23 protein-coding genes, 1 tRNA gene, 2 pseudogenes and 1 riboswitch are annotated in these 25,829 nt (G+C 64.2%); of the genes and pseudogenes, 10 read left to right on the top strand and 16 right to left on the bottom strand.

Translation table 11 applies throughout. The features are described from left to right. Positions 1-267: 267 nt before the first annotated feature. The 8 genes from ABEA12_RS13850 to ABEA12_RS13815 all read right to left on the bottom strand — a co-directional run bounded on the left by ABEA12_RS13850 (position 268) and on the right by ABEA12_RS13815 (position 6,231). A complete protein-coding gene (locus ABEA12_RS13850) occupies positions 268-1,050 on the bottom strand; it encodes an amino acid ABC transporter ATP-binding protein (RefSeq protein WP_345468657.1) in 783 nt (260 codons plus the stop codon). Next, positions 1,037-1,702, bottom strand: coding sequence for an amino acid ABC transporter permease (locus ABEA12_RS13845; protein ID WP_210099867.1), 666 nt, complete (start codon positions 1,700-1,702; stop codon positions 1,037-1,039). Before ABEA12_RS13845 ends, ABEA12_RS13850 begins: the two co-directional genes overlap by 14 nt. A 66-nt stretch (positions 1,703-1,768) precedes the next feature. Beyond that, positions 1,769-2,590 (bottom strand): amino acid ABC transporter substrate-binding protein, encoded by an 822-nt coding sequence (locus ABEA12_RS13840; RefSeq protein WP_210099868.1) that lies wholly within the window; start codon positions 2,588-2,590, stop codon positions 1,769-1,771. Positions 2,591-2,792: 202 nt separating this feature from the next. Next, positions 2,793-3,719 (bottom strand): AEC family transporter, encoded by a 927-nt coding sequence (locus ABEA12_RS13835; RefSeq protein WP_210099869.1) that lies wholly within the window; start codon positions 3,717-3,719, stop codon positions 2,793-2,795. Between the two features lie 99 nt (positions 3,720-3,818). After that, a tRNA-Gly gene (locus ABEA12_RS13830) sits at positions 3,819-3,889 on the bottom strand. Positions 3,890-3,977: 88 nt separating this feature from the next. Further along, the gene (locus ABEA12_RS13825; RefSeq protein WP_210099870.1) at positions 3,978-5,165 is read right to left on the bottom strand and encodes a cation:proton antiporter; all 1,188 of its coding nucleotides are present in this window, start codon (positions 5,163-5,165) and stop codon (positions 3,978-3,980) included. Between the two features lie 17 nt (positions 5,166-5,182). After that, a complete protein-coding gene (locus ABEA12_RS13820; RefSeq protein ID WP_210099871.1) occupies positions 5,183-5,665 on the bottom strand; it encodes a cation:proton antiporter regulatory subunit in 483 nt (160 codons plus the stop codon). Positions 5,666-5,739: 74 nt separating this feature from the next. Then, positions 5,740-6,231 carry an SseB family protein gene (locus ABEA12_RS13815; RefSeq protein ID WP_210099872.1) on the bottom strand — a complete coding sequence of 164 codons (492 nt, stop codon included), beginning with the start codon at positions 6,229-6,231 and terminating at the stop codon, positions 5,740-5,742. A 109-nt stretch (positions 6,232-6,340) separates the two neighbouring features. Between ABEA12_RS13815 and ABEA12_RS13810 the strand changes: the two genes are divergently transcribed. After that, the gene (locus tag ABEA12_RS13810; protein WP_210099873.1) at positions 6,341-8,047 is read left to right on the top strand and encodes a fumarate hydratase; all 1,707 of its coding nucleotides are present in this window, start codon (positions 6,341-6,343) and stop codon (positions 8,045-8,047) included. Between the two features lie 92 nt (positions 8,048-8,139). Here the strand turns inward: ABEA12_RS13810 and ABEA12_RS13805 are convergent, their stop codons facing one another. Then, entirely contained in the window at positions 8,140-9,417 is a 1,278-nt protein-coding gene (locus ABEA12_RS13805) for an Nramp family divalent metal transporter (protein WP_210099874.1), read from the bottom strand. 167 nt (positions 9,418-9,584) lie between these two features. Then, entirely contained in the window at positions 9,585-10,442 is an 858-nt protein-coding gene (locus ABEA12_RS13800) for a M15 family metallopeptidase (RefSeq protein WP_210099875.1), read from the bottom strand. A gap of 178 nt (positions 10,443-10,620) precedes the next feature. Between ABEA12_RS13800 and dcd the strand changes: the two genes are divergently transcribed. Next, the gene (gene dcd, locus ABEA12_RS13795) at positions 10,621-11,202 is read left to right on the top strand and encodes a dCTP deaminase (RefSeq protein WP_210102454.1); all 582 of its coding nucleotides are present in this window, start codon (positions 10,621-10,623) and stop codon (positions 11,200-11,202) included. 53 nt (positions 11,203-11,255) lie between these two features. Here the strand turns inward: dcd and ABEA12_RS13790 are convergent, their stop codons facing one another. The 3 genes and pseudogenes from ABEA12_RS13790 to ABEA12_RS13780 all read right to left on the bottom strand — a co-directional run bounded on the left by ABEA12_RS13790 (position 11,256) and on the right by ABEA12_RS13780 (position 14,165). After that, positions 11,256-11,729 carry a GNAT family N-acetyltransferase gene (locus ABEA12_RS13790; RefSeq protein ID WP_345468652.1) on the bottom strand — a complete coding sequence of 158 codons (474 nt, stop codon included), beginning with the start codon at positions 11,727-11,729 and terminating at the stop codon, positions 11,256-11,258. Positions 11,730-11,759: 30 nt separating this feature from the next. Next, positions 11,760-12,788: a malate dehydrogenase gene (locus ABEA12_RS13785; RefSeq protein WP_210099876.1), complete on the bottom strand. Its 1,029-nt coding sequence runs from the start codon at positions 12,786-12,788 to the stop codon at positions 11,760-11,762. Between the two features lie 55 nt (positions 12,789-12,843). Continuing rightward, positions 12,844-14,165, bottom strand: a pseudogene (locus ABEA12_RS13780) (MFS transporter). 245 nt (positions 14,166-14,410) lie between these two features. Here ABEA12_RS13780 and ABEA12_RS13775 point away from each other — a divergent pair. From ABEA12_RS13775 to mnhG, 6 genes and pseudogenes are all read left to right on the top strand, one after another. After that, the gene (locus ABEA12_RS13775) at positions 14,411-17,398 is read left to right on the top strand and encodes a Na+/H+ antiporter subunit A (RefSeq protein ID WP_210099877.1); all 2,988 of its coding nucleotides are present in this window, start codon (positions 14,411-14,413) and stop codon (positions 17,396-17,398) included. Then, positions 17,395-17,871, top strand: coding sequence for a Na(+)/H(+) antiporter subunit C (locus tag ABEA12_RS13770; RefSeq protein ID WP_210099878.1), 477 nt, complete (start codon positions 17,395-17,397; stop codon positions 17,869-17,871). Before ABEA12_RS13775 ends, ABEA12_RS13770 begins: the two co-directional genes overlap by 4 nt. Positions 17,872-17,882: 11 nt before the next feature. After that, a pseudogene (locus ABEA12_RS13765) lies at positions 17,883-19,398 on the top strand (monovalent cation/H+ antiporter subunit D). Then, positions 19,395-20,009 (top strand): Na+/H+ antiporter subunit E, encoded by a 615-nt coding sequence (locus ABEA12_RS13760; RefSeq protein ID WP_210099879.1) that lies wholly within the window; start codon positions 19,395-19,397, stop codon positions 20,007-20,009. The pseudogene ABEA12_RS13765 and the gene ABEA12_RS13760 overlap by 4 nt, the downstream one beginning before the upstream one ends. Next, the gene (locus ABEA12_RS13755; RefSeq protein WP_210099880.1) at positions 20,006-20,269 is read left to right on the top strand and encodes an MrpF/PhaF family protein; all 264 of its coding nucleotides are present in this window, start codon (positions 20,006-20,008) and stop codon (positions 20,267-20,269) included. The genes ABEA12_RS13760 and ABEA12_RS13755 overlap by 4 nt, the downstream gene beginning before the upstream one ends. Next, positions 20,269-20,676, top strand: a complete 408-nt coding sequence (gene mnhG / locus ABEA12_RS13750; RefSeq protein ID WP_210099881.1) for a monovalent cation/H(+) antiporter subunit G — start codon at positions 20,269-20,271, stop codon at positions 20,674-20,676. The genes ABEA12_RS13755 and mnhG overlap by 1 nt, the downstream gene beginning before the upstream one ends. Before the next feature lie 74 nt (positions 20,677-20,750). On the opposite strand, the gene ABEA12_RS13745 is transcribed toward mnhG, so the two are convergent. After that, entirely contained in the window at positions 20,751-21,005 is a 255-nt protein-coding gene (locus ABEA12_RS13745) for a DUF4235 domain-containing protein (RefSeq protein WP_210099882.1), read from the bottom strand. 70 nt (positions 21,006-21,075) lie between these two features. Further along, positions 21,076-21,197, top strand: a riboswitch (TPP riboswitch). A gap of 54 nt (positions 21,198-21,251) precedes the next feature. On the opposite strand from ABEA12_RS13745, the gene ABEA12_RS13740 reads away from it, so the two are divergent. Both ABEA12_RS13740 and ABEA12_RS13735 read left to right on the top strand, forming a co-directional pair. Next, the gene (locus tag ABEA12_RS13740; protein WP_210099883.1) at positions 21,252-21,878 is read left to right on the top strand and encodes an ECF transporter S component; all 627 of its coding nucleotides are present in this window, start codon (positions 21,252-21,254) and stop codon (positions 21,876-21,878) included. Positions 21,879-21,894: 16 nt separating this feature from the next. Then, a complete protein-coding gene (locus tag ABEA12_RS13735; protein ID WP_345468648.1) occupies positions 21,895-24,267 on the top strand; it encodes an ATP-binding cassette domain-containing protein in 2,373 nt (790 codons plus the stop codon). A gap of 68 nt (positions 24,268-24,335) precedes the next feature. On the opposite strand, the gene ABEA12_RS13730 is transcribed toward ABEA12_RS13735, so the two are convergent. Together ABEA12_RS13730 and ABEA12_RS13725 are read right to left on the bottom strand one after the other, a co-directional pair. Further along, on the bottom strand, positions 24,336-24,815 hold the full coding sequence (locus ABEA12_RS13730; RefSeq protein ID WP_210099884.1) for an NUDIX hydrolase: 480 nt from the start codon (positions 24,813-24,815) through the stop codon (positions 24,336-24,338). A gap of 45 nt (positions 24,816-24,860) precedes the next feature. Next, positions 24,861-25,736 (bottom strand): aminodeoxychorismate lyase, encoded by an 876-nt coding sequence (locus ABEA12_RS13725; protein WP_210099885.1) that lies wholly within the window; start codon positions 25,734-25,736, stop codon positions 24,861-24,863. Positions 25,737-25,829: the final 93 nt, after the last annotated feature.

Below are 25,829 nucleotides of genomic sequence, written 5' to 3'. Positions count from 1 at the left end.
GGCGGAGATGCATCCATCGCGACGGAGGCGACAAAGCAGGCCAAGCCCACGGGCAGGTTCGAGGGGCTCCCTGTTCCGACCAACCCCGGGTTCGCCACCCTCAATCGGCGAGCCTGGGATCCGATCTGTCCGGAGTCCATAGGCCACCGATGGCGGGCAGAGGACGAATCTGTGTTTTCGCATGGGCGCCTGACCAAGCACGAGCGGATGAGGGGATGCAAGTGCTTCCGGGTATCCCGCGCGCATCCCTGTTCGCTGTCCCGGCAGCTAGAACGGGTTAAGCAGGCGATGGACGAATTGTTGGGTCCGCTCATTGCGGGGGTTACGCAACACCACGTCCGGGTGTCCATGCTCAACGACGACACCCTGGTCCATGAAGACAACCTCGTCGGCAACCTCGCGCGCAAAAGCGAGTTCATGGGTCACCAACACCATGGTCCAGCCTTCGTCTGCCAGCTCCTTGATGACCTTCAGTACATCGCCCACCAACTCAGGGTCCAACGCTGAGGTCGGCTCGTCGAAGAGCAACAACGAGGGCTTCAGCGCCAGGGCCCGCACGATGCCCACGCGTTGTTGCTGTCCACCGGAGAGCTCGTGTGGATACTGGTCCTGTTTCTCTGCCAGGCCCACTCGCCCCAGCAACGACTGGGCCGCGGAGACGGCTTCCTTGCGTTTGCGGCGCTGCACCTGAACGGGGCCCTCGATGACATTCTCCAGGACTGTCATGTGGGGAAAGAGATTGTAGTTCTGGAACACCATGGCGCTGCGGGTTCGCAGGACCTGGGCCTGCTTCTGGGTGGTTCCAGGGACGAACGCCACCGTCGGGCCCTCACTGAAGGAAACCTCGCCGCCGTCGGGGATTTCCAGGCCATTGAGGCAGCGCAACACCGTGGTCTTGCCGGATCCCGAGGGGCCGATCAATGCGAGCACCTGGCCCTTGCGGACTTCAAGGTTTATGGATTTGAGTACCTCGTGGTCGCCGAAGCGCTTCTGCAGGTTCGCAACCTTCAGCAGCGTCGGTGCGGTGGTGCCGGGATCAGTGGGCGACATAGCGGTCGAACCTTCTTTCCAAACGGGTCTGGCCGGCAGAGAGCACCAGGCAGAAAACCCAATAGACCAGTGCTGCCTCGATATAGACCAACATGAATTCCTGGCTGAAAGCGGCAATCTCTTGCGCCTTGCGAAATAGTTCGGAGAAGAGGATCAGCGAGGCCAGCGAGGTGTCCTTGACCAGAGAGATAAACGTGTTGGACAGTGGCGGCAGCGAAACGCGTGCGGCTTGCGGCAGGATCAACCGGCGCAGTGCGGTGGTACGTGACATTCCGATCGTATACCCGGCTTCCCATTGGCCCTTGGGAACAGAGAGGATCGCCGCCCTGATTACTTCGGCGGCGTAGCCGCCCACATTCAGCGAGAACGCAATGATGGCGCTGGGCCACGGGCTCAGCGTCACCCCGATGGAAGGCAAACCGTAGAAGATCACGAAAAGCTGGACCAACAGAGGGGTTCCGCGGACCACCGAAATGTAGGCGCGGGCGATGAAGGACACTAGCGGGTTGGTGCTCAGCCGCATCAGTGCCATCAGCAGAGCGATCACCAATCCGATGGCGAAGCTCGCCAGCGAGAGCGGAATGGTGCCCTTGAGTCCACCTAACACAAGGGGCCAGAGCGAGTCACCGAATAATTGCCAATCGATATCCATCAACCGGACTCCTTCGCAAGGTGGAAGCGCGGGCCGCTGAAGCGCTGCCCGCGATGCTGCCCGATACTACTTGGTGACGTCGGCCCCGAAATACTTATCGGAGATCCTGGCCAGGCTTCCATCGGCTGAGAGCTCATCCAAGGCCCCGTCCACCGCGGTGACCAGGTCCTCGCTTCCCTCACGAAAGGCCAAGGCGCTGAACGATTGCTCGGTGGTCTCGGCGGCGATCTTGATGCCGTCGTCCTGCTTGGTCTTTTGTGAATCCAGGTAGGTCAGCTTGTCGTTCACGGTGGCGTCCACGCGGCCTTGCTTCAGCAGTGTAATAGCCTGGGCCCAGCCCTCGATGGCTTCCACCTCAGCTCCGGAGTCCTTGGCAAGCCGGTACCAGTTGCTGGTCAGCGACTGGGCGGTGGTCTTGCCCTTGAGGTCGGCAAAGGAAGAGATCTCATTATTGTCCGACTTGGTCACGATGACCCCGGTGCTCACGGTGTAGGGCGTGGAGAATTCATACTTGGCCTTGCGTTCCGGGGTGGTTGAAACCTGGTTGGCTACCACATCAAAGCGACCGGATTCGAGCCCGGCAAATATTGCATCCCACTGGGTTTCCTCGAATTGTGGTTCCACACCCAGCTTCCCGGCCGCGGCGGTGACGACCTCGACGTCGAAGCCGGTCAGCGCGCCGGTACCACCCTCATGGAAGGAAAACGGCTTGTACGTCCCTTCGGTGCCGACCTTCAACACACCCGATTCCTTGACCTGGGCGAGCGTAACGCCCGTGGCCGTGCCCTCGGCCATCGAGGAACCGGAAGATTCGGTCGGGCTGCCACAGCCGGCCAGTGCCAGTGCCAGAAGCGCAATGGTCGCCAAGGCAGTGATTTGGCGTTTCATCGAAACGGTCCTTTCGTTCATGGTCGTGCACTGTTTGCCGGGCGGCCATTTCCTGGGGAAAGTGGGCAAGGCATAACGATCGGCACGGAGGAAGCTATCTGTGACACTAACAGGCAGCACGGAGCGCATATTCCCTGTGTTCCGAACTGCGTCGATGCTTCGTGGTCATGCCGGTCCAAGAAACCCTGGATGTTGGTGCATCTCAGGCGAGCAACAGGGGAATCGCCATCATCGCAGGTACGGCGACGACGGTGGTGAGCAAGACGGTGTCCTTGGCCAGGACGATGCCGCGCTCGTAGCGGGACGCGGTGACGAAGATGTTCTGTGCCGTAGGCAGTGCTGCCATGATCACCGAGGCGAACACCGCATCGCTGTCGAGCCCAAACACCCATACCGCCAACACCCAGGCGACCACCGGCTGGAACACCAGTTTCATCCCCGTCGCCACCAGGGTGTCGGCACTGCGCCCCGAAGAAGCCTCCAGCGGCTTGGAACCCACCAGGGAAATGCCGAAGGCGATGAGCATGGCAGGGATCGATGCCCCGGCGATCAGCTCGATCGGGTCGGCCAGTGGTTGGGGAAGCGTGACGTTGAACAGCGCGCACACCAGCCCGGCCAACGAGCCGACGATCATGGGGTTTTTCATCGTCTGCACCAGCATGGAAAAGGCGGTGGTGCGGTTCCTTGAGGTGCTCGAATCAAGGATCGCCAGGCACACGGGGGAGTAGAGGGCCAGCTGCCACAGGATCACCGGGGCCGCGTGGCCGATATCCCCCAGCACGTACAGGGCAATGGGCAGTCCCAGGTTCGCCGAGTTCACCGTGGAGGCGCTCATGGCCCCGATGGTGGTTTCGGTCAGGTCCCGGCGCAGCCACCAGCGGGTCAGCAACACAAAGACGATTGCGGTGGCCAAGGAGGAGAAGGCCGCGATACCCAAAAACGGTCCAAGCACCGCGGTCGGATCCGAATCGGCCAGGGTGGTGAAGAGCAGTGCGGGGCTGGCGACAAAGAAGGTGAGACGGTTGAGCACGTAGCGTGCCTGGTCTCCCAGGACACCGGTTTTACCGACGAGGTAGCCCACGGCGATGACCGTCCAGACCACCGCAAAACCTGAGAGTACACCGCTCATGAGTTTCCTGGGATCTCTTCCCGCCCTCCGGGGCGTTGGGCTGAATACCGGCTTAACGATGTGGGACCCGGCCACCGGCCGGGTCCCACATCGTTTTCGAGCGGGCGACGGGAATCGAACCCGCGTGTCCAGCTTGGGAAGCTGGCGCTCTACCATTGAGCTACGCCCGCAGTGCTCCGGAAAGCCTATTGGCCGTCCGGGCAAAAACAGCATATCCCAAAGTGGGGTGCCATAACCTAATCGGCGATTCAGTGGACGTCAAAAAGCGGTGTCGGGGCTCTGTGAGGGCTTGGGGAGGAAGGGCTTGGCGATGGGTTCGGCCAGGCGGGCCGCGACGGGTCCCAGGACCGCAAGCAGCAGCACATAGGCGGTTGACAGGGCGGCAAGCTCACCGGTGATCGCCCCGGAAGCGACGGCAAGCCCCGCAATGACAATGGAGAATTCACCGCGGGCAATCAACGCCACCCCGGCCCTGACGCGTCCGCGGATCCCGATGCCGACCCGCTTGGCGGCCCACACTCCGGTGGCGACCTTGGTTAGGGAGGTGACCACGGCCAGCAAGATGGCCATCGGCAGCACGGCCGGAATCGTGGTGGGGTCGGTGTTTAGCCCGAAAACCACAAAGAACATGGCGGCGAAGAGGTCCCTCAGGGGTTCCAGGACCTTGGTCGCCGAGTGGGCGGTGGACCCGGATATCGCGATGCCAAGCATGAAGGCCCCCACAGCGGCGGAAACCTGCAGGGCCGAGGCAAGGCCCGCGACCAGCAAGGCAGCGCCAATGAGCTTGAGCAGGAAGTTCTCCCGGTCCGAGGAGTGGATCAGCCGGGAGATCTGTGGCCCGAAGCGCAGCGCTGCCAACAGCACCAGCGTGATGGCTGCCATGGCGATCCCCACGGTCCGCAGTCCGCCCATGAAGCTCAGCCCGGAGAGGGTCGCGGTGAGCACCGGAAGGTAGATCGCCATGGCCAGGTCCTCGAGCACCAGGATCGAGAGCACCACGGGGGTTTCCCTGTTGCCAAGCCGGCCCAGGTCCGAGAGCACCTTGGCAATGATGCCGGAAGAGGAGACATAGGTGACCCCGCCCAGGACGAGCGCCCCGGAAAACCCCCAACCCATGATCAATGCTAGGCCCGCGCCCGGGGTGAAATTCAGCACAAGGTCCACCACCCCGGCGAACCAAGAGCCCTTCAGGCCCGTGACAAGTTCGCGTGCGGTGTATTCAAGGCCCAGCATCAGCAGCAGCAAGATGACGCCGATTTCGCTGGCGATCTCCCCGAACTCCGTGATGCCGGCCAGGTTGACCACCCCGCCGGCACCAAAGAGAAGGCCACCCAGCAGGTACAGCGGGACCGGGGACATACCGACCTTGGCAGCTAGGCGCCCCAACAATCCAAGCCCCAAGAAGACGGCGCCAAGCTCAACAAGAATCAGCGCGTTGCCGTCCATTTCCCGTGCACCTGCCTTTATCCGTCGTTGATCAGGTGCGCTGCGTTGTCCAAGCCTGCAGAAGTTCCGACGATGATCAGTACGTCCCCGGCATTGAGCTCGAAGCCCGGGATGGGGGACGGAAAGACGTTGCCGCTGCGCGAGACCGCGACAACCGAGACGCCGGTGCGTGTGCGCAGCCGGGTGTCGCCCAGGGTTTGGCCCACATAGGGGCTTTCGTGGCTCAGTACGAATTGCTGCGTGTTGACACCGGGCAGGTCCCGGTGTTCATCGGAGAGCTGCGTGACCAACTGGGGTGCTCCGAGCATGGCGCCAATGGCACCGGCTTCCTCGACGCTCAACGGAATGGCGGCGGCACAGGCATCAGGGTCTTCGCGCTGGGAAATGATCAGCTGCATGGTTCCGTCACGCAGGATCACCACGCCCACCCGACGACCTGAAGCGAGGGTTATTTCGCGTCGGACGCCGAGGCCGGGCAGCGACGTATCTTCAAAATTCATGCTCCCACTCTAGACTGAGCCGCCGGTAAAAACGCAGCGCGTCAAACACGGGGGCCGGCGGAAGCCGCGGCGGCCTAGTTTGACGGGCGCTTCAGGGTTCCGTCGAGGTTGAATTCTTCGCGGATGGTCTTGACCCCGGCGGCGTCGATCTCGAAGCACAGCTCGTGGCCGGGGTTGATCACCAGTCCGGTGTCGAGAAGCGAACGGACCACGGTGCCGCCAAGGACCTGCACGCCGTACGGGGCGACATCGATGTAGGCGCCCGGGATGCGTGCCACGTGCGTGAACAAGGCGATGACCGGTTCGCCGGCTGCGTTCTGCAGCAGCATTGGCTGGGCGTTACTGGTTTCGCCGGTGACTTTCTCGCGGCTCAGGAAAAACACCTCGGAGTTCATGAACGTGCCGATGACTTGGCCGTTGAGGGCCGGATCGTTCTGCGCGGCGCGGATCATCGTCTCGAAATGGGTGGCCGGGTCGTTGGAGGTGGTCGTCGATTCGGCGCGCCGTGCCGACTCGATGTCTTCGGCGCCGGTGCTGGGCTTGGCCTGCTCGTTGTCTTCACTCATGCCACCAAGCATGTCGACAATGCACCCGGGTGCGCAACCCGATGTCTGGTTGAACAACCAAGCGTTCTAGAGTGGGGGGACAAAATTGTTTCTGTTGCAAGGAAGCCTGATGCCCGAATTCCAGTATGAAGACCTTCTGCCCATCGGGGCGGACGAGACCACCTACCGCCAGATTTCCACGCAAGGCGTACGGACGGTGGAAGGCCCGGGCGGGCGGACATACCTCGAAGTGGACCCCGAGGCGCTTCGGATGCTGGCCAGCACGGCGCTGCACGACATCTCCCACTACCTGCGCCCGGCGCACCTGCAGCAGCTGCGCAACATCCTCGATGACGCCGAAGCCAGCGCGAACGACAAGTTCGTGGCACTTGACCTTTTGAAGAACGCCAACATCGCCGCCGGCGGCGTCCTGCCCATGTGCCAAGACACGGGGACGGCAATCGTGATGGGCAAGCGCGGATCGCAGGTGCTGACCCAGGGACCCGACGAAAAGGACCTCTCCAAGGGGATCTACGACGCTTATACGACGCTTAACCTGCGTTACTCGCAGCTGGCACCGCTGACCACGTGGGAAGAAAAGTCCACGGGCAACAACCTGCCGGCCCAGATCGAACTGTATGCCGACACCGAGCCGGGACATGAGAACCAGTACAAGTTCCTGTTCATGGCCAAGGGCGGCGGCTCGGCCAACAAGTCCTTCCTGTACCAAGAGACCAAGGCCATCCTGAACGAAAACTCGATGCTGCGCTTCCTTGACGAGAAGCTGCGCTCGTTGGGCACAGCGGCCTGCCCTCCTTACCACCTCTCCATCGTCGTGGGCGGCACCAGCGCGGAGTTCGCGCTGAAGACCGCCAAGTACGGTTCGGCTAAGTACCTCGACAACCTGCCCACCACCGGTGCGATGACCGGCCGGGGGTTCCGCGACATGGACCTGGAGGAGAAGGTCCTTGAGCTGACCCGTAACTTCGGCATTGGCGCCCAGTTCGGAGGCAAGTACTTCTGCCACGATGTGCGCGTGGTGCGTCTGCCGCGCCACGGTGCCTCGCTGCCGGTTGCCATCGCCGTTTCCTGCTCGGCCGACCGCCAGATGCTGGCCAAGATCACCGCCGAGGGCGTGTTCGTGGAGCAGCTGGAAACCGACCCGGCACGTTTCATGCCCGAGGCATCGCACCCGGCGATCGCCGCGCACGACGACGAGACCGAGGGAGTCACCGGCACCGGGGGTTCCTCGGTGGTGAAGATCGATTTGAACAAACCGATGAGCGAGATCCTGGCGGAGCTGGACAAGCACCCGGTGAAGAGCCGCCTGTCGCTGACCGGTCCGCTGGTGGTGGCCCGCGACATCGCACATGCCAAGATCAAGGACCGCTTGGACGCCGGCGAAGAGATGCCCCAGTACCTCAAGGACCACCCGGTGTACTACGCCGGACCGGCCAAGACGCCGGCGGGCATGGCCTCGGGCTCCTTCGGCCCCACGACGGCTGGGCGCATGGACTCATACGTCGACCAGTTCCAGGCCGCCGGCGGATCCATGGTGATGCTGGCCAAGGGCAACCGGTCCAGGTCCGTCACCGACGCCTGCAGCTCCCACGGCGGGTTCTACCTTGGCTCAATCGGCGGTCCCGCGGCACGTTTGGCACTGGAATGCATCAAGAAAGTCGAGGTCCTGGAGTACGAGGAGCTGGGCATGGAAGCGATCTGGAAGATCGAGGTCGAGGACTTTCCGGCGTTCATCGTCGTGGACAACAAGGGCAACGACTTCTTTGCCGAGACATCCAAGCCGACCTTCACCGGCATTCCGGTCCGCGCCAAATAGCACGGCACGGCGGGACCCTTCCGGGTCCAACGCACCAGGGGGACGGGTATTCAACCCGCCCCCCTGGTGCGTTAACGCAGTCCCCGGGAGATTCAGCCGTTCAGGGTCAGGACAACCAGCAGCACGTTCAGTGCGATCAACAGCACCGAGACCAGGATTCCGGCACCGGTGGTGAACCAGCGGTTGGCGTGGTTGCCCATCACCGATTTCCTTGCCGTCAGATTCACCAGCGGAACCAGCGCAAACGGGATCCCGAACGAGAGGGCAACCTGGCTCAGGATCAGCGCGAAGGTTGGATCCACGCCCGTGGCCAGCAGGGCCAGTGCCGGGGCCAGGGTGATCACTCGCCGGGCCAGCAACGAGATGCGACGGTGCAGCAACCCCGCCATGATCTCGGCGCCTGCGTAGGCGCCCACGGCGGTGGAGGCCAGGCCGGAAGCCAGCAGGCCGACGGCGAATAGCGTGGCGATGACCGGACCCAGCGCCGCCTCGAGCGCCGCATGGGCACCCTCGAGTGATTCGGTGCCCTGCACCCCGGCCAGGTTCACCGCGGCCAGCAGCAGCATTGCCACGTTGACCGACCCGGCGATCAACATGGCCAGGGACACGTCCCATCGGGTGGCCTTCAAGAGCCGGGGGATCGACTGCAGCTTCGGGGTCGTGCCAAAGCGGTCACGTGCCAGGGACGAGTGCGCGTAGATGGCGTGCGGCATGATGGTGGCGCCCAGGATCGAGACGGCGAGCAACACCGAGTTGGTGTCGGCGAACCTCGGGACAAGGCCGCCGGCCACCCCGGAGACTTCGGGCGGGGCAATGACCACGCCGGCGCAGAACCCGACGGCGATGACCAGCAACAACCCGATGACGATGCGCTCAAAGACCCAGGGCCCGTGGCGTGACTGCACGAGCAGCAGGCCCATGGAGATGACCCCGGTGATCAGCCCGCCGACGAGCAGCGGCAGGCCGAAGAGCAGATAGAGGGCCACCGCTCCGCCGATGACCTCGGCGATATCTGTGGCCATGGCGACCGCTTCGGCCTGGATCCAGTAGGCGATCCGTCCGCCCCGGGTGCCAAAGCGCTCACGCATCAACTCGGGCAGCGACCGGCCGGTGACAACACCCAGCTTGGCCGAGAGGTATTGCACGAGCCACGCCATGACGTTGCCGCTGACCACCACCCATACGAGCAAGTAGCCATATTGGGCCCCGGCGCTCATGTTGGCAGCGACGTTGCCCGGGTCCAGGTAGGCGACCCCGGCGACCAGTGCGGGGCCCAGGAACCAGAGCAGGCGGCGGGCCGGAGGCAGATTGGTGCTCTGGTTCGCGGTTTCCCCAGCCGTCGGTGGACGGTCGGGAACGTTTTTAGGCATGCCTAAACACTAACGCCGTTGGCCGGATCCACCGAGTAAAAGCGGCACCCGGATACAGGAAGTGCGGCGTTCTTCCCTGCATGGGGGCAGCTGGGAAGCGTGCCCGCGAAGCTTTGCTTCCGGGGGGGGCGGTTACGTGCGGGCCGCCCGGTCCCGGGGGGTGGAGCCTAGCGACCGAAGTCGTAGCCGGTCGACCAGTCGCGGTAGGGCGGCAGGAACCGCAGGACCAGCAGCGACTCGCGCTGCTCCTTGACCTGGGCGTCGGTGGGCGGCTTGGGCTTGGCCTTTGGGGCTTTCGGGGTCTTGGCCGCCTTGAGCAGGGTTGCCTGGTAGGCCTCGAAGGTGCCGGCCTTTGACTTGGCCATGGCCTTGGCATGGTCCGTCCCGATGTAACGCAGGTGCCACGGTTCGTACTTGTAGCCGGTGATCTTTTCGCCGTCGGAGGGGTAACGGATGATGAAGCCGAAATCGGCTGCGTTCGACGCGAGCCACATGCCGCCGGCGGTATCGCCGAAGCATTCCTTGAGGTTGCATTGTCCGGTGGAAAGGCCGATGTCCGCTGCCAGCCCGAGCTGGTGCTCGCTGGTTCCCGGGGCTGCCGAGATCCGCGTGGCGTAGTCGGTTCCGTAACGTGCCTTGTATCCGTTGAACAGGGAAACTTGGCGTTCGTAGGAGCGGTAGGCACTGAGCAAGACCAGCGATTTCGAATCCTTGCGTGCTGCACTGAGCAAGGATTCCAGCGCGGCGGAGGCGTCCTTGCGCAGCTCGTGCCCGCTATTGGCCACATCGCGTAGGTCCTTGGGCTTGTAGTTCGCCGGGTCCAACGGGTGTTCTCGGCTGACAAGGGCCAGGAAGGAGGCCTGGTCTTCGGTCAGTTCATCCTTGGTCGGAGGTTTCGGAGCCTTCTCGGCATGCACCTTGGCCGTTGCCGGCGCTACCGGGGTGGCCTGGGCTGCCAGCGGCGCAGCGAAGGCCAAGCTGGCGCACAGGAGCAGTGCGGGAATGCCGGCACGAAACAAAGACACGATGTCCCTTCGGGATGGAAGCCAAGGATGGATCCCCTTCAGGATAGCCGCTGGGGCGGTGGTTCCGCTCTCGCGGGCCTGGATCCTGTGCCTGGCCGCATTCGGGGACGGGGCGCATCGGTCAGACTCCAAGGTCACCGATGCCGTGCTCCCGGGGGGAATGGGATATTTTGGTGTTGTGCTGATTTCTGATGGTGATATTCGACGCGAGCTGGCCTCCAACCGTATTAAGGTGGACCCCTACGACCCGGGGATGATCCAGCCGGCGAGTGTGGACGTGAGGTTGGACCGGTTTTTCCGGCTTTTCGACAACCACAAGTACGCCCACATCGACCCGGCCGCGGACCAGCCCGAGCTGACCCGCCTGGTGGAAGTCGATCCGGACGAGCCTTTCATCTTGCATCCCGGTGAGTTCGTGCTTGGTTCGACCTATGAGGCGGTCACCTTGCCCACCGACGTTGCCGCCCGGCTCGAGGGAAAGAGCTCGCTGGGGCGCCTTGGCCTGCTGACCCACTCCACCGCCGGGTTCATCGACCCGGGATTCTCCGGACACGTGACCTTGGAACTGTCCAACATGGCGACCTTGCCCATCAAGCTGTGGCCGGGATCGAAGATCGGGCAGCTGTGCTTCTTCAGGCTCACCTCCCCGGCCGAGCACCCGTACGGGTCCGGACCCTATGGAAACCGATACCAGGGCCAACGCGGCCCCACCGCTTCGCGCAGCCACTTGAATTTCCACAGGACCGTCCTGGAAAACTAGGCAACCGGCCAAGCCGCCCGTGCGGTTTTCCGCATTGGACTAAAGAAGCAATTTCATGCCCTCGTGGCTGGCCTCGAAACCCAACGCCGCGTAGAAGCGGTGGGCCTCGGCGCGCGTTTTGTCGTGGTCAGCTGGACCAACGAGCAACCGTTGGCTCGCGCATTTTCGATGGCCCAGGAAACGAAACCGCTGCCTACCCCTTGTCCCCTGTAGCCCGTTTTGATCCGTACCGCCTCGATCTGGGCCCGCAGGGAGCCGCGGCGCGAAAGCCCCGGGATGAAGGAGAGCTGCAGCATGGCAATGACCCTTCCCGCATGTTCGCACACCAGCAGGCGGTGCGCGGGGTCCCGTTCGATCGCTTCGAACGCCATGCGATAATGGCCCATATCCGTGTCGGAGGGCGACTCACGCACGGCGCCCAAGGGGTCAGCGGCCAGCAGTGCCAAGAGCACCGGCAGGTCCGGGGCCTTGGCCTCACGGACCACCACATCGATCCCGGGGATTGCCAACAGTTCGGTTTGCTTCACGAACACTTCCTTGTCTTGGGGGATCCCTGACTAGATGAGTCCGAGGGACCTGACCATCTCGCGTTCCTCAACAAGTTCGTTGACCGAGACCTCCAGGCGTTCCCGGACATCGGCGCCCATTTCCAGCTGCTGCTCGATATGCCAGGATCCCTGCTGGGAGGTGACGGGGAAGGAGCTGACCAGTCCCCGCGGAACACCGTAGGATCCATCGGAGACCACGGCGGCCGAGGTCCATGAACTACCGGTTCCCAACACCCAGTCGTGGACGTGGTCGATGGCCGCGGCCGCGGCAGAGGCGGCCGATGAGGAGCCCCGGACCTCGATGATCTCCGCCCCGCGTTGGGCCACCCGGGGGATGAAGGTCGTGGCGAACCATTGCGCCATGTCCTGGGCACTGCCAATCGCCTTGGCCAGGGCTCCGACAAGCGAGCCCTGGGTTCCGTCTGGCCCGGTGAGGATGCCGTGGGAGATATCCGGAACCTGGGTGGCCGAGTGGTTTCCCCAGATGGTGACATTGCTGATCGAGGCCACCGGGACATCGAGCACCTGGGCCAGCTGGGCCAGGGCGCGGTTGTGGTCCAGGCGCGTCATGGCGTTGAAGCGCTCCGGAGGGACATCCGGCGCATGGGCCGAGGCGATCAACGCGTTGGTGTTCGCGGGGTTGCCCACCACCAAGACCTTCACGTCCTCGGCGGCATGGGCGTTGATGGCGGCGCCCTGTGGTCCGAAGATCGCGCCGTTGGCTTTGAGCAGGTCGGAGCGCTCCATGCCCGGTCCCCGTGGCCGGGCACCGACCAGCAAGGCGACATTGGCCCCGTCGAATCCACGTGCCGGATCATCGGTCACTTCCACGGACTCGAGCGCGGGAAATGCGCAGTCCTGCAGTTCCAGGGCGCTGCCCTCGGCGGATTTCAACCCGGCGGGGATTTCCAGCAGCCTGAGCCGTACGGGAGTCTGCGGGCCCAGCATGGCTCCGGAGGCGATGCGGAACAGCAGTGCATAGCCGATCTGTCCGCCGGCACCGGTCACGGTCACTGTTACAGGTTTTTGTGCGCTCATGCTCTCATGCAACCATCCCGGCGGGGGCAAAGTCACGAAGCGACTCACCAAACGGTTACTTGGCCGGGTGCGGGGACCGGACGGGCAGCAGCAGCAGTAGTCCCAGGAGCAGGACCACCAGGATGCCCAGGATCCCGTAGCGCTGTGCCTGGGCCACGTGCGGGGCCGCCAGCGCAATGGACGCGGCAAAGAGCGCGGGAGCCAGGAAGCTGACTGCACGGCCCGTGGTGGCGTAGAGCCCGAACAGTTCGCCTTCCTGCCCGGCGGGGGCCAACCGTGCAAGGAAAGCGCGGCTGGAGGACTGGGCGGGACCCACGAAGAGGCACAACATCAATCCGAACACCCAGAAGCCGGAGGCGTCCGGGGACAGGAACACCCCGGAACCGGCAATGAGCAATCCCAGAAGCGAACCGACGATGACTCGCTTGGGGCCGATCCGGTCATCGAGCCATCCCCCGAGCATTGCACCGGCGGCCGCAACGACGTTGCCCGCGATGGCGAAGATGATGACCTGGGTCAGCGGGAAGCCGAAGGTCCCGGCAGCAATGATCCCGCCGAAGGTGAACACCGCGGCCAAGCCGTCACGGAAGACAGCGCTGGCAAAAAGGAAGTAGACGGTGTGCCGGTCCGCGCGTGCCAGGGCCACGACCCGACGCCACAGTTCCTTATAGGACTGAAGGATCGTGAAGCGGGGGCCACCTTCGGTCCCGGGGATCTCGGGGACCGCGAAGAGCACGGCAGCCCGAACCCCATGAACCACACCGCGGAGAACAACGCGACCAGGCGCAGGTTCAGCGAGTCGGTTTCGGAGGCGCCGGCCCAGGGGAAGATCGGGGTGACCAAGGTGAAGAGCACGATCGCTAGGGCCGCGATTCCACCGATATAGCCCATGCCCCAGCCAAATCCGGAAACCTTGCCGATGGTCTTGGGAGTGGAGATCTGCGGGAGCATGGCGTTGTAGTTCACCGTGGCGAACTCCGAGAAGACCGAAGCAGCGGCAATCAACGTCACCCCGAGGATGAGGAAACGCGGTTCGGGGAAGACGAAGAAACAGGCGCCGGTGAGAAGCGCCACGATCACGGTGTTGACCCCGAGCCAGAAACGGCGCCTTCCGCCGGCATCAGAGCGCAGGCCAGTGACCGGTGCCAGCAAGGCGATGGCCAGGCCTGCAATTGCCAGGCCGTTGCCCAGCACGACCGAGTTGGCGTCCTTGTCTCCAAACAGGTCGCTGGTCAAATAGACGGTGAAGACGAAAGTGGTCATCACCGCGTTGATGGCGGCAGCTCCCCAATCCCAGGAAGCCCAAGCCAAGACGGTTTTGGTGATAATTCTCTGCCGCTTCACCGGCGCCGAGGGTGCCGCAGGTAACTCGCTCATGGCAAGTAGCGTAGCGCCCCGCACCGGGCAACGGGGGTCAGCCGAAGATTTTCTTTTTTCGAGCCGAATAAATGTACTTTGCGAAGTGTCTCTTTAACGATGCAGAAACACTTTTCGTTCCGTGAAGTTTCCCTTCCTGGATTCCGCGTCAAAACGCGAGCTGGCAAGCCTTGGATGTTAGACTGGGGGCTGCGTTTTGACTGTTTTGATACCTCGACGCCCCCTGCCGATCATTGGAGAAATGAGTGCTGTTTGTCCTGATTGCGCTCTTTGCCGTCGCGGGGATTGCACCACTCATTTTTAGGGTTCTGGGCCGTTCGACGTTCTACGTCCTGGGTGCGGTTCCCGCAGCTGCCTTCGTCTGGTTGCTGGCCAATTTCCCCAGGTTCACCCATGCAGGCCAGTCGGCGGCCAGTGGCCAGCCCAACGCTCCGCCTTCGGAGCTCTACACCTGGATCGGCCCGCTGGACGCGCATCTGGATTTCAGGATGGACGCCCTCTCCGCGGTGCTGTGCCTGTTGGTGTTGGGCGTCGGGGCACTCGTACTGTTTTACTGTGCGCGCTACTTCAAGAACGATGACCCGCACACCGGTGCCTTCGGAGCCCAGCTGCTGGCCTTCGCCGCGTCGATGTTCGGACTGGTGACGGCCGACGACATGATCATGCTCTTCATCTTCTGGGAGCTGACAACGATCCTTTCGTACCTGCTGATCGGGTACAACCGCACCAGGATGAGCGCCCGGCGTGCCGCCCTGACCGCCTTGATAGTCACCACCTTCGGCGGATTGACGATGCTGGCCGGATTGGTGATGCTTGGCACCGCCGCCGGAACCTACCGGATCTCCGAGATCCTTGCCAAGGCCCCGGAGCTGAGTGCGCTTGGAACCTTCACCGATGTGGCAATCGCCCTGATGCTCATCGGGGCCATTTCCAAATCGGCACTGGTTCCCTTCCACTTCTGGCTTCCCGGCGCCATGGCCGCACCGACTCCCGTCTCGGCATACCTGCATGCCGCGGCCATGGTCAAGGCCGGCATCTACCTGGTGGCACGCCTGGCCCCGGGATTCAACGGGACAAGCTTCTGGCAACCCATGCTGCTGGTACTCGGCCTGACCACCTTGCTCGTTGGCGGCTGGCATGCGCTGAAGCAACACGACCTGAAGCTTCTCCTTGCCTACGGCACCGTCTCCCAATTGGGTTTCCTGATCCTGATCCTGGGCATGGGCAGCCCCAATGCCGCCCTTGCTGGCCTGGCCATGATGCTGGCCCACGGGTTCTTCAAGGCAACGCTCTTCCTGGTGGTGGGCATCATCGACCACAAATCCGGAACCCGCGACCTGCGCCAGCTCTCGGGACTCTACAAGTCCTCGCCGTACCTGTTCATCGTCGCCGCCATTGCGGCCGCTTCCATGGCGGGACTGCCGCCGCTGTACGGGTTCGTTGCCAAGGAAGCGGTCTATGAGGCGCTGCTGGAACACGCCAACGGTAATGGCGCCATCGGGGTGCTGCTCCTTGTCGGCGTGCTCCTGGGAGCGGTGATGACCTTCGCCTATTCGGCGCGCTTCCTTTGGGGCGGCTTCGCTTCCAAGAAGGGCATGGAACCCACCGCGTTCCCCCGCGTCCCGGTCCTGTTCCTGGCCCCGCTGGTGGTTCTCACCGGGGCCACGGTGGTGTTCGCCTGGATCCCGCAGGTGCTGGAGGGAGCCATCGCCCCCTACCTCGACTTGTTCGTTGCCGCCGGAGAACCCATCCACCTGGGGCTGTGGCACGGGCTGACCCCGGCATTGGGGCTGAGCGTGTTGACCATGGCACTGGGCTCAGCGGTGTTCCTGGGCCGCAAGAAGGTCTTTGCCGCGCAGTCCAGGATCCCCGCCGTGCTGGATTCCGAACGCGAGTACAAGCGCGTGGTCACGGGCTTGGACAACCTGGCGATTTGGCTCACCGGCAGCACCCAGCGCGGTTCCCTCTCGTTCTATCTCGTGGTGATCCTCTCCGTGGCGTTGGTCCTGCCCGCCACGGCGGCGATCTGGCTGGACACCCCGGACCCGGGAAACTTCATCGTCTTTGACACCCCCGCCCAGGTGGTGATCGGGCTGATCATGATCCTCGGCGCACTCGGGGCCCTCCAGGCCAACAGGCGGTTCCTGGCCGTGCTGATGGTTTCTGTCAGCGGGTACGGCATGGCCGGGATCTTCGCCCTGCAAGGCGCCCCGGACCTTGCCGTGACCCAGCTCCTTGTCGAAACCATCGTGCTTGTCGCCTTCGTGCTTGCCCTGCGTGCCCTGCCGGTGGAACTGTGGGCCAAGAACCCCACCGGCCACCGGATCGGCCGCGCGATCATCGGCATCGGGTTCGGGGCCTCGATGGTCTACATCGCCGCGACCTCGATGGCCTCGCGGGTCGCCGAACCGGTCTCGCTGGCCTACCCCGAACTTGCGTACACCGGCGGCGCAGGAAAGAACATCGTCAACGTGACTCTGGTGGACATGCGCGCCTGGGACACCTTTGGCGAGATCACCGTGCTGGCGGCCGCCGCCACCGGCGTCGCGTCGCTGATCTTCGTGTTGGGGCGCGGGGACAAGCGCCTGCGCGCCTCGAGCGTGCCGGCCGGATCGGTCGACCACGGCTCCGAGGCCATCGGCACCTCCGGGCAAAGCCGCGTCGGTTTGGCCGTGGCCCGGAGCTTCGCGATCTCCAAGCGCGAGTCCTGGCTCGTCGCGGGAAACACCCTGGCCCCGGAACGGCGCTCCATCACCTTCGAAGTGGTCACCCGGCTGCTGTTCCACAGCATCCTGCTGGCCTCCCTTTACCTGCTGCTGACCGGGCACAACACCCCCGGAGGCGGTTTCGCCGGCGGGCTTCTGGCAGGATTGGCACTGACCATCCGCTACCTTGCAGGCGGACGCGTGGAATTGGCCGAGGCGACCCCGGTGAGCCCGGGAACCCTGCTGGGAACCGGGTTGGGGCTCGCGGCACTCAGTGCAGCGGCACCCCTGGCCTTTGGGGCCCAGATGTTCACCTCCGCGGTGATCGAATTCAATTGGCCGCTCTTCGGGGAACAAAAGTTTGTCACCTCCACGATCTTTGACATCGGGGTCTATCTGGTGGTGGTGGGCCTGGTCATCGACGTGCTGCGCTCCCTGGGCTCGGAGATCGATGACCGATCCGAGGGCCGCAGCCCCACCGATGCCCATGACGTGGCCTCGGACGCCGAGACGGGAGTGGGACGTTGAGCACTAATATCACCTTGCTCATTGTGATGGGCGTGCTTTTCGCCGTGGGCATCTACCTTTTGCTCGAGCGCTCGCTGACCCGGGTGCTGCTGGGTATCGTGCTGCTGGGCAACGGGGTGAACCTGCTGATCCTTACCGCCGGGGGGCGCCGCGGCCAAGCGCCGCTCTACCAGGAGGGGCTCGCGGCGAAGGCCTACTCAGACCCTCTGCCGCAGGCCTTGATCCTCACGGCCATCGTGATCACCTTCGCGGTGACCGCCTTCATGCTGGCGCTGATCTACCGCTCCTGGGTGATCTCCCGGGCCGACGTGGTGGCCGATGACGACGAGGACCTCCGCGTCTCGATGCAGTCGCCGTTCGACTTCGAGGAAGATTCCCCAGTTCCCGAGGACACCACGGAGTTCGACGCGGAAAAGGACGCGTGGAATCCGAAACCGCCGCGGGAGATCCGGCAGAAGGGACAACGGCCATGATCGATGCTCCCCTGACCGCAGTCTCGTTTGCGCCCCTGGCCGTGGCGTTGCCGATCTTCGGTGCGGCCCTGGCCTTCGTCCTGCGCCGACGCCGACGTTCCCAGCGCGTGGTGACCATCGGGATCCTGGTCATCACCCTGTCGCTGGAAACCTGGATGTTGGCCCAGGTCTGGGGCGGTGAGACCTACTCGGTGACCCTGGGCGGTTGGGCCCCGCCCTTTGGCATTTCCATGGTCGTTGACGGGTTCTCCGCCTTCATGTTGGTGGTTTCCTCCATCGTCTCGTTGGCGGTGCTGCTCTATGCCACCGGGCAGGGCATGGCCGACGGGGACGAAAGCGGACCCGTCTCGATCTTCCACCCGGCCTACCTGATCCTGGTGGCCGGGGTGTCCAACGCGTTTTTGGCCGGGGACCTGTTCAACCTCTACGTGGGCTTCGAGATCCTGCTGACCGCCTCCTATGTGCTGATGACCCTGGGCGGGACCACGGCGCGGATCCGCGCCGGAACCACCTACGTGGTGGTCTCGGTGGCATCCTCGATGCTGTTCTTGATCGCCATCGGCATGATCTACGCCGCGACTGGCACCGTGAACATGGCAGACCNCCTTCTGGCTTCCGGATTCCTACCCGACCGCACCGGCACCGGTGACCGCGGTGTTCGCCGGCTTGCTGACCAAGGTCGGTGTCTATGCGATCATCCGCACCGAAACCCTGCTGTTCCCCGGAAACCAGCTCTCCAACGCGCTGATGGTGGTGGCCGGGCTGACCATGCTGATCGGGATACTCGGTGCGGTGGCGCAGACCGACTTCAAGCGGATGCTTTCCTTCACCCTGACCAGCCACATCGGCTTCCTGATCTTCGGGGTGGCGGTGGGCAACCAGCTGGGCCTCGGGGCCACCGTGTTCTACGTGGCCCACCACATCGTGGTGCAGACCTCGCTGTTCCTGGTTGCCGGGCTCATTGAGCGCCGGGCGGGGACCTCGAGCATCGAACGGCTCGGCTCGCTGGCCAAGCTCTCCCCGCTGCTCTCGGTGCTCTACTTCATCCCGGCCATGAACCTGGGCGGGATCCCGCCGTTCTCCGGGTTCCTGGGCAAGCTCGGGCTTATCCAAGGCGGTGCCCAGCTAGGTACGCCGCTGGCCTGGGTACTGGTTGGCGTCTCGCTGCTGACCTCGCTGCTGACCCTGCTGGCGGTGGCGCGTGTCTGGAACAGGGCGTTCTGGCGCAAGGCCGAGGACGCCACCGATCCCGATCCGTTGTTGCTGGTGGGCGCCGGGGAAATCCGCGGGGCGACCTACGACATCGTTGCCCAAGAACCGGCAAGCCGCTACAGCGACCGCGGGGATACCGCACTGTTGCCGACGGGCATGCTGGCGATGACCGCAGCATTGGTCCTGGTGGGGGTGGCTCTGACGGTGTTCGCCGGTCCGCTGTTCGAGTTCAGCGACCAGGTCGCCGGGCAATTGCTGGATCGGAACAACTACATCGAAGCTGTGCTGGGCACCTCGGGGGGGCCGGGACGATGAGCCGGGACCAACGCCTGCACGACGTCTCCGATGAGGGGACCAAGCGCCCGCGGACCACCTTGGGCCAGGAACTCCCGCTGCTGGTGTGGATGATGCTCATCTGGGGAGCTCTGTGGCAGGACTTCGCAATCGGCAACCTCATCTTCGGGTTGCTGCTCTCGCTGGGTCTAATCAGGGTCTTCCGCCTGCCCCCGGTGATCCTCTCCGGGCGTTTCAACTTCTGGCACGCAGCGGTGTTCGTCGGGGCGTTCCTGCGTGATGTGACGTGGGCAAGCTTCGAGGTCATGTACCTTGCGGTGTTCCGTGGACCGCGCACCAAGAGCGCGATCATCGCCGTGACGCTGCGCACTGATTCGGACCTGCTGGTCACCTTCGTGGGACACGTCTTGACGTTGGTGCCCGGTTCCTACGTCGTGGAGGTGGACCGGCGGTCCTCAACCTTGTACCTGCATGTGCTCAACGTCAACGACCAGGCCGGCGTCGACGCGGCCAGGGCCGCAGTGATGAAGATCGAGGAAAGGCTGATCCGCATGATGGGAACCACCAAGGAACTCGCCGGCCTCGCCGCGCTGAAGAACGGTGAGAGCAACGAAGGGGCAAGCGCATCATGAACATCGTCTTGTGGGTCTGTGGCATCACCCTGTCGATCGCAGGGGCCCTGACCATCATCAGGCTTGCCAAGGGCCCGTCCATCCTTGAACGGGTGATCGCCACCGATGTGCTGCTGCTGATCCTCTCCGCGGCGTTGTGCATCGAGATGACCGTTAACAAACACACCGACAACCTCATCTTCGTGCTGCTGGCCTGCCTTGTCGGGTTCGTCGGGTCGGTGACGGTCTCGCGCTTCGTCACCGATCGGAGAAACGCCTGATGCTCGATACCGTGATTGACGTCGTGGCCGGGACATTCATGGTCGTGGGGTGCCTGATGTCCCTTGCCGCCGGCATCGGGATGCTGCGCTTTCCCGACCTGCTTTCGCGCCTGCACGCGGCTACCAAGCCGCAGGTGCTGGGGCTGTTCCTGCTGTTGGCCGCCCTTGGCCTGGAACTGCGGTCCTGGGTGGTGTTGCCGGTGCTGCTCCTGGCGTGGTTGCTGCAGCTGCTCACCGCGCCGGTGTCGGCGCACATGGTCGGGCGTGCTGGATACCGCACAAGGCACCTCAAGCGCGAGACGCTCATCGTTGATGAGCTTGCAGCCGTCGTCCAGGCAGCGGCGCAGCGCGAGGAACGCGAACACGGGCAGGACGGGGAGCGGGACCGCTCCGATTTCCTGGACTAGTCACAAACGCCTCGGGTAACCAAAGCGGTTGCTTTGGTTACCCGAGGCGTTCTTGGAAAAAGCGGGACCGAGCCCTACTTGCGGAGCTTCGCGACCGCCTTCTGCGTGCCGCGGTCGGCAAGCACCTGGATCAGCGCTGCGACAACGGCCGAAATCACCGCGAAGGCGATGGCTTGGCGCATCGAGGCTTCGGCTTGGGCTTCTTTGTCGCCGTGCTTGGGAGGCTGCTGGCCGGTGAAACCGACCCACGCCTTGTCGACGATCTTTCCACCCACGAAGCCCGCGGCGATGGAGATGACCGGACCGAGTAGTTTCATCAAGCTGTTCATGGGGACTCCCGAATGTTGCGGCAAAGGTACTCGATCCAGCATAGCGTGAGGTAGCATCGAAGAACTGAAACAATCACGACAGGGGAGCGTCGTGCGGTGAAAACCGCACCTAGACGCTGAGAGTGCGCACAGCCGCAGACCCTCGAACCTGCTCCGGCTAGTACCGGCGAAGGAAGTCGAGTTCTCAGGGGTGCAATGCATGACGGGCATTCCCTCCCCTCCTTGAATCCAAGGAGGATCCACACCATGAACATCATCAAACAGCCCCTCGGGCACCAAACGGCAACCACCAGCTGGCGCGTCGTGGACATTGTCATTGCGGCGGTCATCGCCGTGTGCTCGGGGGTGATTTTCTGGGCCTGGAACAGCACCCACCACATCTTCGACGGACTCTTCCTGGCCTTCCCGCCGGCCACGTCCCTGGTCTCCGGGATGTGGCTCTTCCCCGCGGTGCTCGGAGCACTGATCATCCGCAAGCCCGGTGCCGCGATCTTCTGCGAGATGGTCGCCGCCGCGGTGTCGATGCTCATGGGCTCGGAATTCGGCTGGACCGTGCTGGCCGCGGGCCTGGTACAGGGCGCCGGGGCGGAAATCGTCTTCGCAGCGTTCCGCTACCGCAAGTTCAACCTGCCCGTCGCGCTGCTGGCCGGTGCCGGCACCGGGCTCTTCGGCGGCATCAACGACGCCTACATCTTCCGGTACTTCCCCGAATACACCGACAGCATGCTGGTGGTCTATGTCGTGTGCATGAGCATCTCGGGCATCGTTATTGCCGGGCTGCTCTCGTTCCTGGCCACCCGCGCACTGGCAAATACCGGGGCGTTGAGTGCCTTGGGCAGCCGCAAGGCCGCCAGCGAATCCGTCTTCGGTTAAGCAGGGGCGGAAACATATGTCTACAGCATCAATGCTGCACGAGGAGCACGATCCGCTCGCCCGGACCGACGAGCAGGAAGCAACGACCATCGGCGTCGGCGTCAGTGCCCGCGACTGGGGGTGGCGGCACGCGGGACGCGCCGACCCCGCGCTGTGGGGCCTGGACCTGGAAATCCGTGCCGGGGAGAGGGTGCTGCTGGCCGGTCCCTCGGGCGCCGGGAAATCCTCTCTGCTTTACGCCCTGGCCGGTGTCTTGGCCGAGGACGACGAGTCCTATTCATCAGGGGAACTGCTGCTCAACGGAACCCCGGCGGGTCACTGCCGGGGCTTGGTCGGGCTTATGCAACAAGACCCCGAAACCCAGGTTATCCAGGCACGGGTCGGTGACGACGTGGCCTTCGGCGCCGAAAACCTTTCGGTGCCGCCCGAAGAAATCCAGAAACGGATCATCGCGGCACTTCAGTCCGTAGGCCTCGATATCCCGTTGGACCATCCCACCGCGGCTCTCTCGGGGGGACAAAAGCAACGGCTGGCGCTTGCAGGGATCCTGGCCATGGGCCCGGGGTTGGTGCTTCTGGATGAACCGACCGCGAACCTTGACCCCGAAGGCGTCCTGGAGGTCAGGGATGCGGTGATCCGGGCGCTTGATGCCACCGGTGCCACGTTGTTGATCGTCGAGCACCGGCTTGAGGCCTGGTCCCATCACATGGACCGGGTCATCGTGCTTGAACCCGGTGGAGGGGTTGCCCACCAGGGAACACCCGGACAGCTTTTTGCTCCGGGCCCGATCCGTGAGGACCTGATAGCGGCCGGGGTCTGGGTCCCGGGCTACACCCCGGAATTCGAGCCACGGATCGAGTGGGCCCCAGCGGGGTCCGTGCTTCTGGAAGCACGCGAGCTGGAGGTTGCCCGCAAGCGTGGGGGCCGGGTCGCGGCCAACGGGCTGGAGATAGCGGTGCGCGGGGGCGAGGCATGGTGCATCCGCGGCGCCAACGGCGCCGGGAAATCAACCTTCGCCTTGACCCTGGGTGGGCTGCTGCCCAAGGCCGCCGGAACCGTGCTGGCCACCGATGAGCTGGCCTCCGGGCCCGAAGCGGACCCCTACCGGTGGCGCGCCACCGAATTGGTGGCTCGCATTGGTTCGGTGTTCCAGGAACCCGAGCACCAATTCGTCACCAACACGGTGGCCGAGGAACTGGCCTTCGGGCCCACCCACGCGGTCAAGCCCGGAACCAGGGAACCGCTTTTCACCCACGGACAGATCCGGGAGCGGGTCCAGGAGCTGCTGGTTCGGTTGCGGCTGGGCCACTTGGCCGACGCGAACCCCTTCACGCTTTCCGGAGGGGAAAAGCGGCGGCTCTCGGTGGCCACGGTGCTGGCTTCGGGCCCACAGGTGTTGATCCTTGATGAACCGACGTTCGGCCAGGATGCCAATACATGGCGCGAACTGGCATTGTTGCTGCGCGAGGAACTCCAGCGAGGCACCGCCATCATCGCGGTGACCCACGACGCCGATTTCGCCAGCGCTCTGGGCTCGCGCGAATTCACGGTGGAAGCTGCGGCACACAGCGAGAAGGGGCCCGAGAAACGTGCCGGGCTGCTGGAAGAGGACGCCAACGGTGCTGCCAGCTTCCTGGGCTCCGTGAATCCCCTGGCCAAACTGGCCGCGGTGGTTCTGGCAACCCTTCCGTTGATCGCCTCAATGGACTGGCTTAGCAGTGGGTTGGTGGTTCTGGCGACCTTGTTTGCCCTGCCGCTGGCGGGAATGTCGATACCGCGCTTCCTGGCCCGGGGGTGGCCGCTGATGTTGGCAGCGCTCTTCGCCGCCTGGGGAACCACGCTGGTGGGCCGGGACTCCGGTGCGGTGCTGGTGGACCTGGGGATTTTTGATATCACTGAGGGGTCCTTGGCCGCCGGCGCCGCAACGGGCCTTCGGGCCTTCGCGGTGGCGATACCGGCGGTGCTGTTGCTGTTCACCACCGACCCCACCGACCTGGCTAACTCCCTGGCCCAAAAGGCGAAGCTTCCGCACCGCTTTGTCCTGGGTGCCTTGGCGGGAATGCGCCTGCTGGGCCTGTTGATAGAGGAATGGACGACACTGGGCATGGCCCGGCGTGCCAGGGGCGTGGGCAGCCGGGGTTCCGCGCCAGCTCGCTTGCGGGCAAACCTTGGGCAGGTCTTTGCCTTGTTGGTCCAGGCCATCCGGCGTGGGTCGCGACTTGCGGTGACCATGGAGGCCAAAGGCTTCGGGACCACCGAACGGACCTGGCTGCGCAAGTCCGTCTTCGGGATCAAGGATGCCGCGGTCGTGGCCACCGGGTTGCTTCTGGGGCTGGGCGCGTCATGGGCGGCCATCGCGTGTGGCACCTGGAACCTGGTCTGGGGCTAAGCCCCGGGCCTAGGCGGGGTTCGACCTCTTGGCATCCCACGGATCCCGAAAGGCCGGACCCTCGTTGTTTAAGGCCCAGGGAGTGGTCGGTCCTCGAAGCCCAGAGAGGCAATCGCCGGCAGGGTTCCCGCGGCAAGGTTCTCCAGCACGTAGCGTTCGTGCTCCGGTATGGGTTCGGGCAGTCCCGCCAGGTCGAACCATTCCATGGCCGCGCACTTGCCCGGCTCCATGATCCTTGCCGTTCCTTTCCAGCGGGTGGCGGAGAAAAAGAAATCGACGCGCTGGGCCAAGGCACCCTGCCCGCCGCTGCTCCGGTGCAGCGTACTCAGCGGCAACAGGTCCAGAGGGTCCACCTGGAGACCGGTTTCCTCGGATGCCTCGCGGAGCGCTGCGGCGAGCGCTGATTCCCCGGCCTCGACGTGCCCGGCCGCGGCGCAGGCCCAGTGCCCGTCCATGAAGCCGGTGTTTTGGCGCAACTGCAGCAGCACCTGGCTTCCGCGGCGAAACACCACGTAGGCGGCGGGTACCAGCTGGAAAAGTTCTTGCACCGAAGAAACCCCTTTCGGCAGGTTCTCCCCGCAGGGGGAGAACGATTACTCGATGGCGTTGACCATCGCTGTCAGTTCCTCATGCAGCTCCGCGTCGCGGGCAATCGGGGTCCCGTCAAGGGAGTTCACCGGAGTCAGCAGCCGGACACTGGACACCAGCCAGACGCCCTCAGCATCCATGAGATGTTCGGGCACCAGCGGCCCGTAGCCCAGTTCCCAGCCTGCTTCCTTCGCGGCGGCAAAAATCGCTCCCTGGGTGGTACCAGGGAGGATGCCGGTTTCCAGCGTGGGGGTGATCAGCCGCTTGGTGTCCCCGTCACGGTGCGCTAGCAAGACGGTGGAGGTCGGGCCCTCCAAGACGATTCCGTCGCTGGAAATGAAGATGACGTCCTCGGCACCCTGCTTCCGGGCATGGCGCAGGGCCGCCATGTTCACGGCGTAGGACAGGGTTTTGGCGCCCATCAACAGCCACGGTGCGCGCTCGGCGACCGTCGAGTCGTAGCCACGGTCCAACAGGAGCACCGACACCCCAGCCTCGCGCTGCTTCCGGCCCAGCTCAGGGGCGGGGGAGACCATGACCCAGCTGGTTCCAACCCCAGTTTCATCGGAGCCGCGGGTAGCCACCAGCTTCACGACGGCCTCCGCACACGGCGTGGCGGCATCGAACTCGGCCACGGCCGTCTCGATGGCGGCACGCCAAGCACCTTCGTCGGGGATCCGCAGGTCGCAGACTTGGGCCGAAACACGCAGGCGGGCCAGGTGCGCGTCCAGCTTGCGGACCACCTGGCGGGTGTAGAGCGCGGACTCGAAGATCCCGTCACCTCGAGTCACCCCCTGGTCAAGGACCGAGAGCTGGGCCGCGGTGTCATCCGCGATGCGACCGGCGGAAAAATCGGGGTCAAGGAACACAAGTGCAGTCATGGCTACAAGATTACAGCCGCACCCGTGGATCTCCGGTGTTTCGCGACTCGGCGGTAGTCTGGGATGAATCATCGAATCGGTCACTGGCAAGGA

The organism is Paeniglutamicibacter antarcticus (assembly GCF_039544305.1).
In the GTDB taxonomy this organism is placed as follows: domain Bacteria; phylum Actinomycetota; class Actinomycetes; order Actinomycetales; family Micrococcaceae; genus Paeniglutamicibacter; species Paeniglutamicibacter antarcticus_C.
This window is presented reverse-complemented; position numbering and strand designations above follow the sequence as displayed.